At 62.3% G+C, this 15,238-nt stretch carries 18 protein-coding genes; 9 read left to right on the forward strand and 9 right to left on the reverse strand.

Going from position 1 to position 15,238, the window contains the following annotated elements; all coding sequences use genetic code 11:
- The first annotated feature begins 183 nt into the window (after positions 1–183).
- The 6 genes from GKKCFE_RS08510 to cysG all read left to right on the forward strand — a co-directional run bounded on the left by GKKCFE_RS08510 (position 184) and on the right by cysG (position 7,827).
- A complete protein-coding gene (locus GKKCFE_RS08510) occupies positions 184–2,589 on the forward strand; it encodes a DNA translocase FtsK (protein ID WP_076385477.1) in 2,406 nt (801 codons plus the stop codon).
- Between the two features lie 58 nt (positions 2,590–2,647).
- A complete protein-coding gene (lolA, locus tag GKKCFE_RS08515) occupies positions 2,648–3,271 on the forward strand; it encodes an outer membrane lipoprotein chaperone LolA (RefSeq protein WP_047227717.1) in 624 nt (207 codons plus the stop codon).
- 168 nt (positions 3,272–3,439) lie between these two features.
- Positions 3,440–4,765: a replication-associated recombination protein A gene (locus GKKCFE_RS08520; protein WP_047227716.1), complete on the forward strand. Its 1,326-nt coding sequence runs from the start codon at positions 3,440–3,442 to the stop codon at positions 4,763–4,765.
- A complete protein-coding gene (gene crcB, locus GKKCFE_RS08525) occupies positions 4,762–5,136 on the forward strand; it encodes a fluoride efflux transporter CrcB (RefSeq protein WP_047227715.1) in 375 nt (124 codons plus the stop codon). Before GKKCFE_RS08520 ends, crcB begins: the two co-directional genes overlap by 4 nt.
- 15 nt (positions 5,137–5,151) lie before the next feature.
- Positions 5,152–6,432 (forward strand): serine--tRNA ligase, encoded by a 1,281-nt coding sequence (serS, locus tag GKKCFE_RS08530; protein WP_047227714.1) that lies wholly within the window; start codon positions 5,152–5,154, stop codon positions 6,430–6,432.
- Positions 6,433–7,827, forward strand: a complete 1,395-nt coding sequence (gene cysG, locus GKKCFE_RS08535; protein WP_188251541.1) for a siroheme synthase CysG — start codon at positions 6,433–6,435, stop codon at positions 7,825–7,827. It begins immediately after the preceding gene.
- A gap of 139 nt (positions 7,828–7,966) precedes the next feature.
- Here cysG and GKKCFE_RS08540 read toward each other — a convergent pair whose 3' ends face one another.
- The 8 genes from GKKCFE_RS08540 to GKKCFE_RS08575 all read right to left on the reverse strand — a co-directional run bounded on the left by GKKCFE_RS08540 (position 7,967) and on the right by GKKCFE_RS08575 (position 12,127).
- Complete coding sequence (locus GKKCFE_RS08540; RefSeq protein WP_445577725.1) at positions 7,967–8,971, reverse strand: glutathione S-transferase family protein; 1,005 nt, start codon at positions 8,969–8,971, stop codon at positions 7,967–7,969.
- A gap of 88 nt (positions 8,972–9,059) precedes the next feature.
- A complete protein-coding gene (locus tag GKKCFE_RS08545) occupies positions 9,060–10,061 on the reverse strand; it encodes a glycosyl transferase family protein (protein ID WP_107322302.1) in 1,002 nt (333 codons plus the stop codon).
- The gene (locus tag GKKCFE_RS08550; protein ID WP_047227710.1) at positions 10,058–10,393 is read right to left on the reverse strand and encodes a TusE/DsrC/DsvC family sulfur relay protein; all 336 of its coding nucleotides are present in this window, start codon (positions 10,391–10,393) and stop codon (positions 10,058–10,060) included. The genes GKKCFE_RS08545 and GKKCFE_RS08550 overlap by 4 nt, the downstream gene beginning before the upstream one ends.
- Positions 10,390–10,683, reverse strand: a complete 294-nt coding sequence (gene tusB, locus GKKCFE_RS08555) for a sulfurtransferase complex subunit TusB (RefSeq protein ID WP_107322303.1) — start codon at positions 10,681–10,683, stop codon at positions 10,390–10,392. The genes GKKCFE_RS08550 and tusB overlap by 4 nt, the downstream gene beginning before the upstream one ends.
- Positions 10,683–11,045, reverse strand: coding sequence for a sulfurtransferase complex subunit TusC (gene tusC / locus GKKCFE_RS08560; protein WP_107322304.1), 363 nt, complete (start codon positions 11,043–11,045; stop codon positions 10,683–10,685). Before tusC ends, tusB begins: the two co-directional genes overlap by 1 nt.
- Complete coding sequence (tusD, locus tag GKKCFE_RS08565) at positions 11,045–11,437, reverse strand: sulfurtransferase complex subunit TusD (RefSeq protein ID WP_047227753.1); 393 nt, start codon at positions 11,435–11,437, stop codon at positions 11,045–11,047. The genes tusC and tusD overlap by 1 nt, the downstream gene beginning before the upstream one ends.
- A 91-nt stretch (positions 11,438–11,528) precedes the next feature.
- The gene (locus GKKCFE_RS08570; RefSeq protein ID WP_076385463.1) at positions 11,529–11,864 is read right to left on the reverse strand and encodes a DUF6388 family protein; all 336 of its coding nucleotides are present in this window, start codon (positions 11,862–11,864) and stop codon (positions 11,529–11,531) included.
- 2 nt (positions 11,865–11,866) lie between these two features.
- Positions 11,867–12,127, reverse strand: coding sequence for a hypothetical protein (locus GKKCFE_RS08575; RefSeq protein WP_047227706.1), 261 nt, complete (start codon positions 12,125–12,127; stop codon positions 11,867–11,869).
- 142 nt (positions 12,128–12,269) lie between these two features.
- Between GKKCFE_RS08575 and GKKCFE_RS08580 the strand changes: the two genes are divergently transcribed.
- Positions 12,270–12,620, forward strand: coding sequence for a hypothetical protein (locus tag GKKCFE_RS08580; protein WP_047227705.1), 351 nt, complete (start codon positions 12,270–12,272; stop codon positions 12,618–12,620).
- Between the two features lie 177 nt (positions 12,621–12,797).
- Here the strand turns inward: GKKCFE_RS08580 and GKKCFE_RS08585 are convergent, their stop codons facing one another.
- Positions 12,798–13,232: a GNAT family N-acetyltransferase gene (locus tag GKKCFE_RS08585; protein ID WP_076385461.1), complete on the reverse strand. Its 435-nt coding sequence runs from the start codon at positions 13,230–13,232 to the stop codon at positions 12,798–12,800.
- A gap of 201 nt (positions 13,233–13,433) precedes the next feature.
- Between GKKCFE_RS08585 and GKKCFE_RS08590 the strand changes: the two genes are divergently transcribed.
- Together GKKCFE_RS08590 and GKKCFE_RS08595 are read left to right on the forward strand one after the other, a co-directional pair.
- A complete protein-coding gene (locus GKKCFE_RS08590) occupies positions 13,434–13,967 on the forward strand; it encodes a cysteine hydrolase family protein (protein WP_076385459.1) in 534 nt (177 codons plus the stop codon).
- A gap of 37 nt (positions 13,968–14,004) precedes the next feature.
- Positions 14,005–15,231 (forward strand): helix-turn-helix domain-containing protein, encoded by a 1,227-nt coding sequence (locus GKKCFE_RS08595; RefSeq protein ID WP_288915578.1) that lies wholly within the window; start codon positions 14,005–14,007, stop codon positions 15,229–15,231.
- The last annotated feature ends 7 nt before the right edge of the window (positions 15,232–15,238 follow it).

Raw genomic sequence — 15,238 nt, forward strand, 5'->3', positions numbered from 1 at the left:
TTTTGAGCGCAGGAGAGGCAAAAGATCAAAATCTTCGGCAACACCTGCGGTTTTCTGGATGCACGTCACAGTGGTAAAAGTAGTACCGGTTGTGCACATTCACTTTTTTGCCTGCTCGTGATGAGCAGTTTTTTATAGTCATTCAACAGATGGACGCGCCTTTGGCGCAGGAAAAGAAGCGTTTTGAAGAAATCCACCGCAGCACCTAAAACAGTCGTTCCGCTCTGGCGCCAGCAATTGCACTACCGGCTCAAGGAAGGTGCGTTGATCGCCATCGGCGCCTTGTGCCTGTTCCTGATGATGGCCTTGCTGACCTATGGCAAGGACGATCCGGGCTGGAGCCACAACAGCAAGATCGACGATGTGCAGAATTTCGGCGGTCCGGCCGGTTCCTACAGCGCTGACATCCTGTTCATGGTGCTGGGCTATTTCGCCTACATCTTTCCGCTTTTGCTGGCGATCAAGGCCTATCAGATTTTCCGTCAACGCCACGAGCCCTGGCAGTGGAGTGGTTGGCTGTTTTCCTGGCGCCTGATCGGCCTGGTGTTCCTGGTGCTGTCGGGCGCTGCGCTGGCCCATATCCATTTTCACGCTCCCACCGGCCTGCCGGCCGGAGCGGGCGGTGCCCTGGGCGAAAGTCTTGGCGAGCTGGCCAAAAACGCCCTGAACATCCAGGGCAGCACGCTGCTGTTCATCGCCCTGTTCCTGTTCGGCCTGACGGTGTTCACCGATTTGTCATGGTTCAAGGTGATGGATGTCACCGGCAAGATCACCCTGGACCTGATCGAGCTGATCCAGGGAGCGATGAATCGCTGGTGGGCGGCGCGCACCGAGCGCAAGCAACTGGTGGCGCAACTGCGCGAGGTGGATGACCGCGTCCACGACGTGGTGGCCCCGACCGTCACGGACAAGCGTGAGCAGGCCAAGGTCAAGGAACGCCTGATCGAACGTGAACAGGCCCTGAGCAAGCACATGTCCGAGCGCGAGAAACAGGTGCCGCCGGTCATCACCATGGCTCCGGCCAAGGCGCCGGAGCAGAGCAAGCGCGTGCAGAAAGAGAAACAGGCGCCGCTGTTCGTTGACAGCGCGGTGGAAGGCACCTTGCCGCCGATCTCGATCCTGGACCCGGCCGAAAAGAAACAGCTCAACTATTCCCCCGAATCCCTGGCGGCCGTCGGTCACCTGCTGGAAATCAAGCTCAAGGAGTTCGGCGTCGAGGTCTCGGTGGATTCGATCCACCCGGGCCCGGTGATTACCCGTTACGAAATCCAGCCGGCCGCCGGCGTGAAGGTCAGCCGTATCGCCAACCTGGCCAAGGACCTGGCACGTTCTCTGGCCGTGACCAGCGTGCGGGTAGTGGAAGTGATTCCCGGCAAGACCACCGTGGGCATCGAGATTCCCAACGAAGACCGGCAGATCGTGCGCTTCTCCGAAGTGCTCTCCACCCCTGAATACGACAACCACAAGTCGCCGGTCACCCTGGCCCTGGGCCATGACATCGGCGGCAAGCCGGTCATCACTGACCTGGCGAAAATGCCGCACCTGCTGGTGGCCGGTACCACCGGTTCCGGTAAGTCGGTGGGTGTGAACGCGATGATCCTGTCGATCCTGTTCAAGTCCGGCCCGGAAGACGCCAAGCTGATCATGATCGACCCGAAAATGCTCGAGCTGTCGATCTATGAAGGCATTCCGCACCTGCTGTGCCCGGTGGTGACCGACATGAAGGACGCCGCCAACGCCCTGCGCTGGAGCGTTGCCGAGATGGAGCGCCGCTACAAGCTGATGGCAAAGATGGGCGTGCGTAACCTGTCGGGCTTCAATGCCAAGGTCAAGGAGGCCGAAGAGGCCGGTACGCCGTTGAGCGACCCGCTGTACCACCGCGAGAACATCCACGACGAAGCGCCGCTGCTGCACAAGCTGCCGACCATCGTGGTGGTGGTGGACGAATTCGCCGACATGATGATGATCGTCGGCAAAAAGGTCGAAGAACTGATCGCCCGGATCGCCCAGAAGGCCCGTGCCGCTGGTATCCACCTGATTCTCGCGACGCAGCGGCCGTCGGTGGACGTGATCACCGGCCTGATCAAGGCCAACATTCCGACCCGCATGGCGTTCCAGGTGTCGAGCAAGATCGACTCGCGGACCATCATCGACCAGGGTGGCGCCGAGCAGTTGCTGGGCCACGGTGACATGCTCTACATGCCGCCGGGCACCAGCCTGCCGATTCGTGTGCACGGTGCGTTCGTGTCCGACGATGAAGTGCACCGGGTCGTTGAAGCCTGGAAACTGCGTGGCGCCCCTGAATACAACGACGACATCCTCAACGGTGTCGAGGAGGCCGGCAGCGGCTTTGAGGGCAGCAGCGGTGGTGGCGATGACGATGCCGAAACCGATGCGCTCTATGACGAAGCGGTGCAGTTTGTCCTGGAAAGCCGCCGGGCCTCGATTTCCGCCGTTCAGCGCAAGCTCAAGATCGGCTACAACCGTGCCGCACGCATGATCGAGGCCATGGAAATGGCCGGGGTCGTGACGGCGATGAACACCAACGGTTCGCGCGAAGTACTGGCGCCGGGCCCGATGCGCGATTAATGACCTGAGCGGCCTGGCGACACGCCGCTCGACCTCCCACGACTTCAAGAGGACTCCCATGCGCCTGATTCGCATGTTGCTGTTGCCCGTACTGGCCCTGACCACCTTGTCGGCCCATGCCGATGAAAAGGACGTGGCCCGCCTGACCCAGTTGCTGGAACGTTCCCAGACCCTGACCGCTCGCTTCTCCCAACTGACCCTCGACGGCAGTGGTACCCAGTTGCAGGAAACCGCCGGTGAGATGGCCTTGCAGCGTCCGGGCCTGTTCTATTGGCACACCGATGCACCGGCTGAACAACTGATGGTTTCCGATGGCAAGAAAGTCTCGCTGTGGGATCCGGACCTGGAACAGGTCACCATCAAGACCCTGGATCAGCGCCTGACCCAGACGCCGGCGTTGCTGCTCTCCGGCGATGTTTCCAAGATCAGCCAGAGTTTCGACATCAGCTCCAAAGAGGCCGGTGGCGTGATTGACTTCACCCTCAAGCCCAAGACCCGGGACAGCCTGTTCGACAGCCTGCGCCTGTCCTTTCGCAACGGTCTGGTCAACGACATGCAACTGATCGACAGTGTCGGTCAGCGTACCAATATCCTGTTCACCGGGGTCAAGGCCAACGAGCCGATCGCTGCGTCCAAGTTCAAGTTCGACATCCCCAAGGGTGCGGACGTGATCCAGGAGTAAACCCAAGCCCCCTGTGGGAGCGAGCTTGCTCGCGATAGCTGCATCACATTCAACATCTCCGTTGATTGACACACCGCTATCGCGAGCAAGCTCGCTCCCACAGGGGAACTGTGTTGTTCGTTGTTTAACTGATCGGCAACAGGACCCAGCGGAGGTTTTGTAGTAATCATGGACCTGTTTCGAAGCGCCCCGATTGCCCAGCCATTGGCCGCCCGCCTGCGCGCGACCAACCTGGATGAGTACGTCGGCCAGGAGCATGTGCTCGCTCGCGGCAAGCCTCTGCGCGAAGCGCTGGAGCAGGGCGCGCTGCATTCGATGATTTTCTGGGGCCCGCCGGGCGTGGGCAAGACCACCCTGGCGCGGCTGCTGGCCGAAGTCTCGGATGCCCATTTCGAAACGGTTTCGGCGGTGCTGGCCGGGGTCAAGGAAATCCGCCAGGCGGTGGAAGTCGCCAAGCAGCAGGCCGGGCAATACGGCAAGCGCACCATCCTGTTTGTCGATGAAGTGCACCGTTTCAACAAGTCGCAGCAGGACGCGTTCCTGCCCTACGTCGAAGACGGGACGCTGATCTTCATTGGCGCGACCACCGAAAACCCTTCGTTCGAACTCAATAACGCCTTGCTGTCCCGGGCGCGGGTCTATGTGCTCAAGAGCCTCGACGAGGCGGCGATGCGCAAGCTGGTGCACCGGGCGCTGACCGAGGAACGCGGCCTGGGCAAGCGCCAGTTGAGCCTCAGTGACGAAGGCTTCCAGATCCTGTTTTCGGCCGCCGATGGCGATGGCCGGCGCTTGCTCAACCTGCTGGAAAACGCCTCGGACCTGGCCGAAGACAACAGCGAGATCGGCGTCGAACTGCTGCAAAGCTTGTTGGGCGACACCCGTAGACGCTTCGACAAGGGCGGTGAGGCGTTCTACGACCAGATTTCGGCGCTGCACAAATCCATCCGTGGCTCCAACCCCGACGCGGCGCTGTACTGGTTCGCCAGAATGATCGACGGCGGTTGCGATCCGTTGTACCTGGCGCGTCGCGTGGTGCGCATGGCCAGCGAAGACATCGGCAATGCCGATCCCCGCGCCCTGAGCCTGTGCCTGGCGGCCTGGGATGTGCAGGAACGCCTCGGCAGCCCGGAAGGCGAACTCGCCGTGGCCCAGGCCATCACCTACCTGGCTTGCGCGCCAAAGAGCAATGCGGTGTACATGGGCTTCAAGGCCGCGATGCGCAGCGCCACCGAGCATGGCTCCCTGGAAGTGCCGCTGCACCTGCGCAACGCGCCGACCAAACTGATGAAGCAATTGGGCTATGGCGATGAATACCGTTACGCTCACGACGAACCGGACGCCTATGCCGCCGGTGAAGACTATTTTCCCGAAGAACTCGAACCCCAGCCGTTCTATCAGCCGGTGCCCCGTGGCCTTGAACTGAAGATCGGCGAGAAACTCAATCATTTGGCACAACTGGACCGTCTGAGTCCAAGGCAGCGGAGAAAACCTTGATCCCCTTGATCCTCGCAGTCTCCGCTGGTGGCGTTGCCGGCACGTTGTTGCGCTTTGCGACTGGCAATTGGGTCAACGCAAATTGGCCGCGGCACTTCTATACCGCCACGCTGGCCGTTAATATCGTGGGCTGTCTGCTGATCGGCGTTCTATACGGTCTGTTTTTGATTCGCCCCGAGGTGCCCATCGAGGTGCGCGCGGGGCTGTTGGTCGGCTTTCTTGGCGGCCTGACGACTTTTTCATCCTTTTCACTGGATACGGTGCGCCTGCTGGAAAGCGGGCAGGTGCCGCTGGCCCTGGGCTACGCGGCCATCAGCGTATTCGGCGGGCTGCTCGCCACCTGGGCTGGCCTGTCCCTGACCAAACTTTGATAACGAGAGACCGACATGCTCGATTCCAAACTGTTACGTAGCAACCTTCAGGACGTAGCGGACCGCCTGGCATCCCGTGGCTTCGCCCTGGACGTCGCGCGCATCGAAGCGCTGGAAGAACAGCGCAAGACCGTCCAGACCCGCACCGAAGCCCTGCAGGCTGAACGTAACGCGCGCTCCAAATCCATCGGTCAGGCCAAGCAGCGCGGCGAAGACATCGCACCGCTGATGGCCGATGTCGAGCGCATGGCGGGTGAGTTGAGTGCCGGCAAGGTCGAGCTGGACGCGATCCAGACCGAACTGGATTCGATCCTGCTGGGTATCCCCAACCTGCCGCATGAATCGGTCCCGGTCGGTGAAGACGAAGACGGCAACGTCGAAGTGCGCCGTTGGGGCACGCCCAAAGTCTTCGATTTCCCAGTGCAGGATCACGTCGCCCTGGGCGAGAAGTTCGGCTGGCTCGATTTCGAAACCGCCGCCAAGCTGTCGGGCGCCCGTTTTGCCTTGTTGCGCGGGCCGATTGCCCGTCTGCATCGCGCCCTGGCGCAGTTCATGATCAACCTGCACGTCACCGAGCACGGCTACGAAGAAGCCTACACGCCTTACCTGGTTCAGGCGCCAGCCTTGCAGGGCACTGGCCAGTTGCCGAAGTTCGAGGAAGACCTGTTCAAGATCAGCCGCGAAGGCGAGGCCGACCTGTACCTGATCCCTACCGCCGAAGTGTCGCTGACCAACATCGTCGCGGGCGAGATCGTCGACGCCAAGCAACTGCCGATCAAGTTCGTCGCCCACACACCGTGTTTCCGCAGTGAAGCCGGGGCGTCGGGCCGTGATACCCGGGGCATGATCCGTCAGCATCAGTTCGACAAGGTCGAGATGGTGCAGATCGTCGAGCCCTCGGTGTCCATGCAAGCGCTGGAAAGCCTGACCGCCAACGCCGAGAAAGTCTTGCAACTGCTGGAGCTGCCGTATCGCACCCTGGCGCTGTGCACTGGCGACATGGGCTTCAGTGCGGTGAAGACTTACGACCTGGAAGTCTGGATCCCGAGCCAGGACAAGTACCGCGAGATTTCTTCGTGCTCCAACTGTGGCGACTTCCAGGCCCGCCGCATGCAGGCGCGTTTCCGCAACCCGGAAACCGGCAAGCCGGAACTGGTCCACACCCTCAATGGCTCCGGCCTGGCCGTGGGCCGCACCCTGGTGGCGGTACTGGAAAACTATCAGCAGGCCGACGGTTCGATCCGTGTGCCCGAGGTGTTGAAACCCTACATGGGCGGCATCGAGGTCATCGGCTAAATGGACTATTTGCCACTGTTCCACAACCTGCGCGGCAGCCGCGTGCTGGTGGTCGGCGGCGGCGAGATTGCCTTGCGCAAGTCTCGCCTGCTGGCCGATGCCGGCGCGTTGTTGCGGGTGGTCGCACCCGATATCGAACCGCAGTTGCGGGAACTGGTCAGTGGCAGCGGCGGTGAATGCATCCTGCGTGGCTACGTGGAAGCGGACCTGGACGGCTGTGGCCTGATCATCGCCGCCACCGACGACGAGCCACTTAACGCTCAGGTGTCGGCCGATGCCCACAAGCGCTGCGTGCCGGTCAACGTGGTGGATGCGCCGGCCCTGTGCAGCGTGATCTTCCCGGCGATTGTCGACCGCTCGCCGCTGGTGATCGCGGTGTCCAGCGGCGGCGATGCGCCGGTGTTGGCGCGGTTGATCCGGGCCAAGCTGGAAACCTGGATTCCTTCGACCTACGGACAACTGGCCGGGCTGGCGGCGCGTTTTCGCAGCCAGGTCAAAGGGCTGTTCCCGGATGTGCAGCAACGCCGGGCGTTCTGGGAAGAGGTGTTCCAGGGGCCTATCGCTGACCGGCAGTTGGCCGGGCAGGGCGCCGAGGCCGAGCGCCTGTTGCGTGAAAAGATTGCAGGCCAGGCACCGAATGCACCGGGTGAAGTCTATCTGGTGGGCGCAGGCCCTGGTGATCCGGACCTGCTGACCTTTCGCGCCTTGCGCCTGATGCAGCAGGCGGACGTGGTGCTTTACGACCGTCTGGTGGCTCCGGCGATCCTTGAGCTGTGCCGGCGTGACGCCGAGCGGATCTACGTCGGCAAGCGTCGCTCAGAGCACGCGGTGCCCCAGGAGCAGATCAACCAGCAATTGGTCGATCTGGCCCGGCAAGGCAAGCGGGTGGTGCGATTGAAGGGCGGCGATCCGTTCATCTTCGGTCGTGGCGGTGAAGAAATCGAAGAACTGGCGGCCCACGGCATCCCGTTCCAGGTAGTTCCGGGCATCACCGCCGCCAGCGGCTGCGCGGCCTACGCCGGGATCCCGCTGACCCATCGCGATTATGCCCAGTCGGTGCGATTCATCACCGGTCATCTGAAGGACGGCACCAGTGACTTGCCGTGGGCGGACTTGGTGTCGCCGGCGCAGACGTTGGTGTTCTACATGGGGTTGGTGGGGCTGCCGATCATCTGCGACGAGTTGATCAAGCACGGTCGCGCGGCGGACACACCGGCGGCGCTGATCCAGCAAGGCACCACCTCCAACCAGCGGGTGTTCACCGGCACCCTGGCAGATTTGCCGAAACTGGTGGCCGAGCATGAGGTTCATGCACCGACCCTGGTGATCGTTGGGGAAGTGGTGCAACTGCGCGAGAAACTGGCGTGGTTTGAAGGGGCTCAGGGGCAGGTCTAGACAGACCGTGTCGCTCCAATCGCGAGCAGGCTCGCTCCCACAGTGATCGTGTACAACCGCAGATTCATGGTTGAACAACGATCACATATGGGAGCGAGCCTGCTCGCGATTGGCCTTCAGAATCAACAAAGATCCTGGATCAGTTCTCAACCCCCCGCCAAATCCCTTTCCCACTCAACCGCTCCCGATCATGGGCAACCCTGAAGTCCTGCTCCGGCCCCTTGGGCACGATTCCGTTGGGGTTGATGGTCTTGTGGCTGCCGTAGTAATGGCGCTGGATATGGGTGAAGTCCACAGTCTCGGCAATCCCCGGCCACTGGTACAACTCCCGCAACCAGTTCGACAGGTTCGGATAATCCGCAATGCGCCGCAGGTTGCATTTGAAATGGCCGAAATACACCGCGTCAAAGCGGATGATGGTGGTGAACAGGCGGATATCGGCTTCGGTCAGGTATTCACCGGCCAGGTAGCGTCGGGTTTGCAGCAATGCTTCCAAGCGGTCCAGCTCAGTGAACAAACCATCGAACGCTTCTTCGTAGGCCGCCTGAGTGGTGGCGAACCCGGCGCGGTACACGCCATTGTTCACTGCCGGGTAAATGCGTTCGTTCAATGCATCGATATCGTTGCGCAGGTGCTCGGGGTAGAGGTCCAGGTCGTTTCCGGTCAAGCCTTCGAAGGCGCTGTTGAACATGCGGATGATTTCCGCTGATTCGTTGTTGACGATGCGTTGTTGCCGTTTGTCCCACAGCGCTGGCACGGTGACGCGACCGGTGTAGTGCGGCGTATCGGCGGTGTAGCGCTGGTGCAGGAAATCCAGGTGATCGAGTTTGTCGCCAGTGGAGCCATGGCGCTTGTCGAAGGTCCAGCCGTTTTCCAGCATCAGGTAGCTGACCACCGAGACATCGATCAGGTCTTGCAGGCCTTTGAGCTTGCGATAGATCAGCGTCCGGTGGGCCCAGGGGCAGGCCAGGGATACATACAAATGGTAGCGCCCGGACTCGGCGGCAAATCCGCTGTCGCCCGTGGGGCCGGCGCTGCCGTCGGCGGTAATCCAATGGCGGCGTTGCGCCTGTTCACGCTGGAAGGTGCCGTCCTTGCTTTCATACCACTGGTCCTGCCAGCGACCTTCGACTAACAAACCCATCTCGATCTCCTCTACCAATAAACGTTGGAGAGGAGTCTATTCCCATAGGTTCGAACAAAAAGCGCAAAGGTTGGGCGTTGATGATCGGTTAAATCGATCGATCCCGCGCGGCCCAGTATTGGCGGGCTTGCTCTAACGCGTCTTCCCGAGCCAGACCCAGGCCGCGCAAGGCCAGGGCCATGGTGGCGATCAGCGCCAGTTGCGGGTAGCTGTCTTCAACATCGCCTCGCCAGATGGCTTTGAGGTGCTCAGGGTCGAGGCTTTGCGGTTTGACGTGGCGCTGTTCGGCCAGTCGCGGCCATTCCTCATCCCAGCTCACACCGTCGCGGGTGCCATACAGGTGGCTGTCGGCGTCCGGGTTGATCTCGACCTCGCCACCGTCGCCCTTGATCACGATGGTGGTGTCTCCCAGCAAACCGCTGGCATCGCGGTGGACCGCCTGGTAGCCCGGATGGAAAATGCTTTGCAGCCCGCAACGGGCGCCCAGGGGGTTGAGGATCCGCGCCAGGGAATGGATCGGCGAACGCAAGCCCAGGGTGTTGCGCAGGTCGATCATCCGTTGCATCTGCGGTGCCCAGTCCACCAATGGCATGAAGGCCAGGCCACCGTCGTCCAGCGCTGCGCCAACTTGCTGCCAGTCGCGGCACAGAGGGATGTTCAGGAAGCCAAGCAGTTGCTCGGTGTAGAGCCGGCCCGCCGTATGCGCGCCGCCGCCATGCATGAAAATCCGCACACCGTTCTGCCCGAGGCATTTGGCCGCCAGCAGGTACCACGGTAAATGACGCTTCTTGCCGGCGTAGGTCGGCCAGTCCAGATCCACCGCCAACGCCGGGGTCTGCAGGCGCTCACGCAAGGCTTGGGTGAAACCGGCCATTTCTTCGGAGCTTTCTTCCTTGTGCCGCAATAGCATCAGGAAGGCGCCGAGTTGGGTGTCCTCAACCTGCTCGTCCAGCACCATGCCCATGGCTTGCCGCGCTTCTTCGCGGGTCAGGTCACGGGCGCCGCGCTTGCCTTTGCCGAGGATGCGCACGAATTGGGCGAACGGATGTTCGGCCGGGGTTTCAAGGGTCAGCGATGGGAAGTCGGTCATAAGCAGTTCGTCGGTTTGGGCAGGCCCGCCAGCTTGGCGGCGAGTTTGGCGGGGGTGCCTTTGAACAATCGGTTCAGGTGCAGGCTGTTGCCCTTGTCGGTGCCCAGTTTCAGCGCCGTGTACTTGATCAGCGGCCGGGTCGCGGGGGAGAGCTGGAATTCGTCGTAGAAGCCGCGCAGCAGTTCGAGGACTTCCCAGTGTTCGGGGCTCAACTGGATGTCTTCGGCGGCCGCCAGGGCTGTGGCGACTTCGGCCGACCAGTCATTGAGATCGGCCAGGTAGCCGTCCTTGTCCAGCGCAATGGCGCGTTGGCCCACGTTCAGCACGTTCATAACCAGGTGTTGACCTTGTCATGGTGGAGCGACAGCGCGACGAACGCCGGGTAGTCGATGGCCTCGGCCCATTGCGGAATGTCCAGGGCCCGGGCTTGTGCGTCTTCGCCAAGCACGAAAAGCTTCAGGCCTCTGCGCTGCAGTTCTGCAAACGGCACCGTGGCGGCTCGCAAGGCGTATGTCGCGTCGCCGCACAGCAGCAGTGCGTCCTGCTCGCCCAGTACCCGCAGGCAACTGGCGAAGCGGCTATCGCCGAAGGGGGAATGAGACAACACATGCAAAGTCGACATCAGAGGGTGATCACCTGGTCATAACGATCAATGAGCTCGGCGATCTGCGGCGCGCTGAGTATTTTCAGCTCGTCCAGCGCCAGGGCAGCGGTTGCGACGCCACGTTCGGCGGCACTGTCGGCGCAGACGTAGAGGTCCTCGACGCCAAACATGGGCAACGCCTGCAAGTTCGCGCTCAGGTCCTTTTGCTGGAGCGCCTTGGCGTTCTGGCCGTTGGCGAGCTGAAAGACGCCGTCGTCGAGGAACAGCAGGCCGATGGGCAGGTCGAACGCGCCGCCGGCCAGCACGATGTCCAGCGCTTCCCGGGCCCCGGGGCCCGACCAGGGAGCCTGGCGGCTGATGAGTAACAAGGATTTGGCCATTACGCGCCTCCGAAACAGATCAAGCGGTCGGCGTCCTGGATCGCATCATGCAACTGGCCCAGGCCGGACAAGGCCCAGGGCGCACTGACGCTGACCGCCGAACGCTGGTAGCGCTGGGCCTCTTCATCGTTCAGCACGCCACGGCGCAACGCCGCTGCGATGCAAACCACGCCGTCGAGCTGGTTGTCGCTGACAAAGGCGCGCCACTGTCGGGGCAGATCTTGTTCATCCTGGGGCGTTACGAGGCTGTCGGCAGCGTTATAGACGCCATCCTGATAGAAGAACAGCCGCACGATTTCATGCCCACCGGCCAGCGCGGCCTGGGCAAACAACAGGGCGCGGCGCGAGGAGGGCGCATGGGCGGCGGAAAACAACGCGATGGCAAACTTCATGACAGACCCGATCAGCAAAACTGTGGCCATGATAAAGCTTTATGGACGGGGGGGCGATTGCCAGGAAAGGGGCGACTGCCACAGGAAGTGCTCAGCCTTGGTTTTTGAGACCATTCAACTCGCAATACTCCGCCCACTCCATCCCCGCCATCTGCGCCACCTCCTTGTGGACTTCCATGCGCTGGTTTTCATAGTCCTGGGGCGAGGTGGCGGTCAGTTGCAGGGTCAGTTCCCAAGCGAACAGGCCCTGGTGCTCAGCCTCGGCTTCGAATGCTTCATGCAAGCGCTCGGCGCGATATTGCGCGGCGGTCTCGCCCTTGGCCTGGGCCAACAGCGGGTTGAGGTTGTCCAGCTCGACGCGCAGGTCGGGGCGTGCATCGAGAAATTTTTCCAGCGCTCGTTCGTGTTGCTGTTCGGTTGCCGCCATGGTCACTCCTTGGGTGCCGGGGGTTGTTTCTTGCTGGCCTTGGCCGCAGCGGCCAGGCATTCGAGGGCGAACTGTTCGGTGTAGGTCATCTGTATCGGCGTGGTTTCGCCCTTGACGGTGCGTTCGCCGTCGAGGATGTAGCGAATCCGCTTGTCGGTGACACCGATTCGCTTGGCGATCCAGGCCGGGGTCTGGCCGATCTGGCTGATCAGTTTGTCAGCGTATTCGGTGCTGGGTTTGTAGAACTCGGCATTGGGTGTCATGGGCTGTTCCGCGCGGGCAGGTGGCAATGGCGCGACAGGTTGCGCGAATCATCGCCCGGTGTCGCGTATAAATTTCAGTAAAGCAGCATGAAGGCCCAGGCCGCAGTGCTACAGTCGGTTTTTTTCTCTATGAGTGAACGCAATGCGAATGCTGATGGTGGCCGTGGCCGCAACGTTGCTGGTTGGCTGCGCGGGTTCGGCGATGAACCAGGCCCGTACTCAAGCACCCTATAAGACATTGACTTCGGACAAACCGCAGCAGGTGGTGGCCGAGTGTGTGCAGTTTTCCTGGCAGGACGAAGCTGTGTTTGGCGTCGATGCCGGTGCCTATCTGCAACCCGGCAAGACGGGTGGCATGACCGTGTACACCCGCTCGGCCGAGTCGTTTGTGGATCTGCAAACCAGCGCTTCCGGCACGGCGCTGAACTACTACGCCCGGCATGACGACTTTGTTGCCAAGCGTCGGTTGGCGGCGTTGGCGACTTGTCTGTAGACCACTTGCACTGCTATCGCGAGCAGGCTCGCTCCCACAGGTTTTTGTGTCGTTTGCAGATCCTGTGAACACTCGCAACCCATATGGGAGCGAGCCTGCTCGCGATGAGGCCGGCACAGCCCACATCACCGCAGTTGACCCACCGCTATCGCGAGTAAGTCCACAAGAGCCTGTATTTCACTCGGTCTGGCTCAGGCGCTTCTGGAAGAAGAAGCGCTGGTGGCCCGGCGGGTAATCGTCGATCTGGCCGATTTCCGTGAAGCCCAGTTGCCTGTAGAACGCGGGCGCCTGGAAGTCGAAGGTGTCCAGCCACATACCCACGCAGTTTTTCTCTCGGGCAAAGTCTTCGGCCATCTGCATCAACGTCGAACCGGTGCCCTGGCCACGGGCCTGTTCCGGCACCACCAGCAACTCGATATAAAACCATTGAAAGAACACTCGACCGTAGAGCCCGCCCACGGTTTCGCCGCTGTGTTCGTCGCGCACCAGCCAGGCGACCAACTCAGGCACCGTCCCGCCGGTCTTGGCCGTGTTGTAGGCGCGCAGCGGGACGAGGATCGCCTCGCGGTCTTCTGCGGTGGGGGTGTCCGTACGTTCGATTCGTAGCGTCATCGGCAATGTCCTTGTGCGGTGAGGGATGAGCCGCACGAGCCTATCCCAAACCTGGCTTTTGCGTCACCCAAGCGACGGCGAACAGGCGTACTACGCAAACCGGGCCATACTGCCTAGTGTTTTGACGCGATCCGCGACAGGGAATGATCGCCAGGTTGTTAATCTGTTGTCGGGATCCAACACGTTTTGAAGAGGAACGTCATGAACACCGCATTGCTGATCATCGATGTCCAGAGCGCGCTGTGCAGCGGCCAAGAGGAGTGTTTCGACAGCCCACGCATGATCCGGACAATCAACGAGCTCAGCGCCAGGGCCAGGGCCGTCGGCTTGCCGGTGATCCTGATCCAGCACGAAGAGCTGGAGGGGTCGCTGACTTATGGTTCCAGCGCCTGGCAACTGGCCGATGGCCTGTTGACCGCACCGGATGACCTGCGAGTACGCAAGACCACGCCGGACGCCTTCTACCAGACCGACCTGCTGTCGCTGCTGCAAGCGCGGATGATTGATCGCGTGGTGATCTGCGGGTTGCAAACCGACTATTGCGTCAACGCCACCGTACGCCAGGCCCATGCCCTGGGTTATGACGTGGTGCTGGCCGCGGACGCCCATTCCACCGTGGACAACGGCAGCATGGCGGCCGAGCAGATCATTGCCAATCACAACAACCGGCTGGGACGCCTGAGCAGCGCGGTGTCGCGGATCGATGTGCTGCCGGCGGGGGAAATCCGTCTCTGATCGCGACACCCAAACCTGTGGCGAGGGAAACCGGACGATGGCATCGGATGCGTTGATCAGCGCCGCAGCACGAGCACTGGCGGCGGGGGATCCGGTGGCCGCGCTCAATCGCGTTTCCCTGCGTGACGATGCGCCGGCCTTGGCGCTTCGCGGCATTGCCATGGCGCAGCTGGGCGAGCTGGAGCGGGCCAGGGTGCTGATGCGGCGGGCGGCTCGGGCCTTCGGGCCCCGGGAGGCCGTGGCACAGGCGCGGTGCGTGGTGGCCGAAGGGGAGATCGCCCTGGCGTCCCGTGATCTGGCTTGGCCGGTGAAGCGCCTGGAGGCTGCGCGGGCGGTGCTTGAACGCCAGGGCGACCGGACGAACGTCGCCCACGCACGCTCAATCGAAATCCGCCGCTTACTGCTGCTAGGCCATCTCGACGAGGCCGAGGCGAGGCTGGTTGACCTTGACCCGGGCTGTCTTCCACCGCCGTCCAGAGCCGCTTGCGAACTGGTGGTGGCGGGCATCGCCATGCGGCGGTTACGAACGAAAACCGCACGGGCCGCACTTGAACGTGCCACCCAGGCTGCGCGACAAGCCGGCATTGGCGCGCTGACTGCCGAAGTCGAAAGCGCCTGGCGCGTCCTGCAGGCTCCGGCGGCGCGTCTGATTGCAGGGGGCGAGGAGCGCTTGCTGACCCTTGAGGAGGTTGAAGCACTCCTGTCCAGCGACGCGTTGGTGGTGGACGCATGTCGCAATGGCGTGAACAGGGCGAGCCTGCGGATCTCTCTTGCCAGGCGCCCGGTGTTGTTCACCCTCGCCAGGCAATTGGCTCAAGCCTGGCCTGCCGATGTGTCCAGGGAAACCCTCGTTGCCCAGGCCTTTGGCTTGAAACTGACGGATGATTCCCATCGCGCCCGACTGCGTGTTGAAGTCGGGCGCTTGCGGGTGGCGCTGCGCCCGCTGGCCGAGGTGACGGCGACCCGGCGTGGGTTTGCCCTGGTGCCGCGCAGGGAGGGCGAAGTGGTGGTGCTGGCGCGTCCTGTAGAAGAGCCCCACGCCGCAGTGCTGGCGTTGCTGGCCGATGGCCAATCCTGGTCCAGTTCCGCCCTGGCGCTGGCCCTGGATGCCAGCCAGCGCACCGTGCAACGGGCCCTCGACACGCTGGCCGCGTCGGGCAAGGTGCAGTCGGTCGGGCGTGGGCGGGCCTGTCGCTGGCTGGCGCCACCGTTGCCCGGATTCACGACGGTATTGTTACTCACCGCGCTGCTGCCCGATGGTTAGGATGCAG

This window comes from Pseudomonas sp. E141, assembly GCF_052659885.1.

What these genes read in the sequence shown, in the direction of transcription:
- lolA (WP_047227717.1), top strand. Translation starts at nt 2,648, where the DNA reads ATGCGCCTGATTCGCATGTTGCTGTTGCCCGTACTGGCCCTGACCACC.
- GKKCFE_RS08520 (WP_047227716.1), top strand. Translation starts at nt 3,440, where the DNA reads ATGGACCTGTTTCGAAGCGCCCCGATTGCCCAGCCATTGGCCGCCCGC.
- serS (WP_047227714.1), top strand. Translation starts at nt 5,152, where the DNA reads ATGCTCGATTCCAAACTGTTACGTAGCAACCTTCAGGACGTAGCGGAC.
- cysG (WP_188251541.1), top strand. Translation starts at nt 6,433, where the DNA reads ATGGACTATTTGCCACTGTTCCACAACCTGCGCGGCAGCCGCGTGCTG.
- GKKCFE_RS08540 (WP_445577725.1), bottom strand. Translation starts at nt 8,971, where the DNA reads ATGGGTTTGTTAGTCGAAGGTCGCTGGCAGGACCAGTGGTATGAAAGC.
- GKKCFE_RS08545 (WP_107322302.1), bottom strand. Translation starts at nt 10,061, where the DNA reads ATGACCGACTTCCCATCGCTGACCCTTGAAACCCCGGCCGAACATCCG.
- GKKCFE_RS08550 (WP_047227710.1), bottom strand. Translation starts at nt 10,393, where the DNA reads ATGAACGTGCTGAACGTGGGCCAACGCGCCATTGCGCTGGACAAGGAC.
- tusB (WP_107322303.1), bottom strand. Translation starts at nt 10,683, where the DNA reads ATGTCGACTTTGCATGTGTTGTCTCATTCCCCCTTCGGCGATAGCCGC.
- tusC (WP_107322304.1), bottom strand. Translation starts at nt 11,045, where the DNA reads ATGGCCAAATCCTTGTTACTCATCAGCCGCCAGGCTCCCTGGTCGGGC.
- tusD (WP_047227753.1), bottom strand. Translation starts at nt 11,437, where the DNA reads ATGAAGTTTGCCATCGCGTTGTTTTCCGCCGCCCATGCGCCCTCCTCG.
- GKKCFE_RS08570 (WP_076385463.1), bottom strand. Translation starts at nt 11,864, where the DNA reads ATGGCGGCAACCGAACAGCAACACGAACGAGCGCTGGAAAAATTTCTC.
- GKKCFE_RS08575 (WP_047227706.1), bottom strand. Translation starts at nt 12,127, where the DNA reads ATGACACCCAATGCCGAGTTCTACAAACCCAGCACCGAATACGCTGAC.
- GKKCFE_RS08580 (WP_047227705.1), top strand. Translation starts at nt 12,270, where the DNA reads ATGCGAATGCTGATGGTGGCCGTGGCCGCAACGTTGCTGGTTGGCTGC.
- GKKCFE_RS08585 (WP_076385461.1), bottom strand. Translation starts at nt 13,232, where the DNA reads ATGACGCTACGAATCGAACGTACGGACACCCCCACCGCAGAAGACCGC.
- GKKCFE_RS08590 (WP_076385459.1), top strand. Translation starts at nt 13,434, where the DNA reads ATGAACACCGCATTGCTGATCATCGATGTCCAGAGCGCGCTGTGCAGC.
- GKKCFE_RS08595 (WP_288915578.1), top strand. Translation starts at nt 14,005, where the DNA reads ATGGCATCGGATGCGTTGATCAGCGCCGCAGCACGAGCACTGGCGGCG.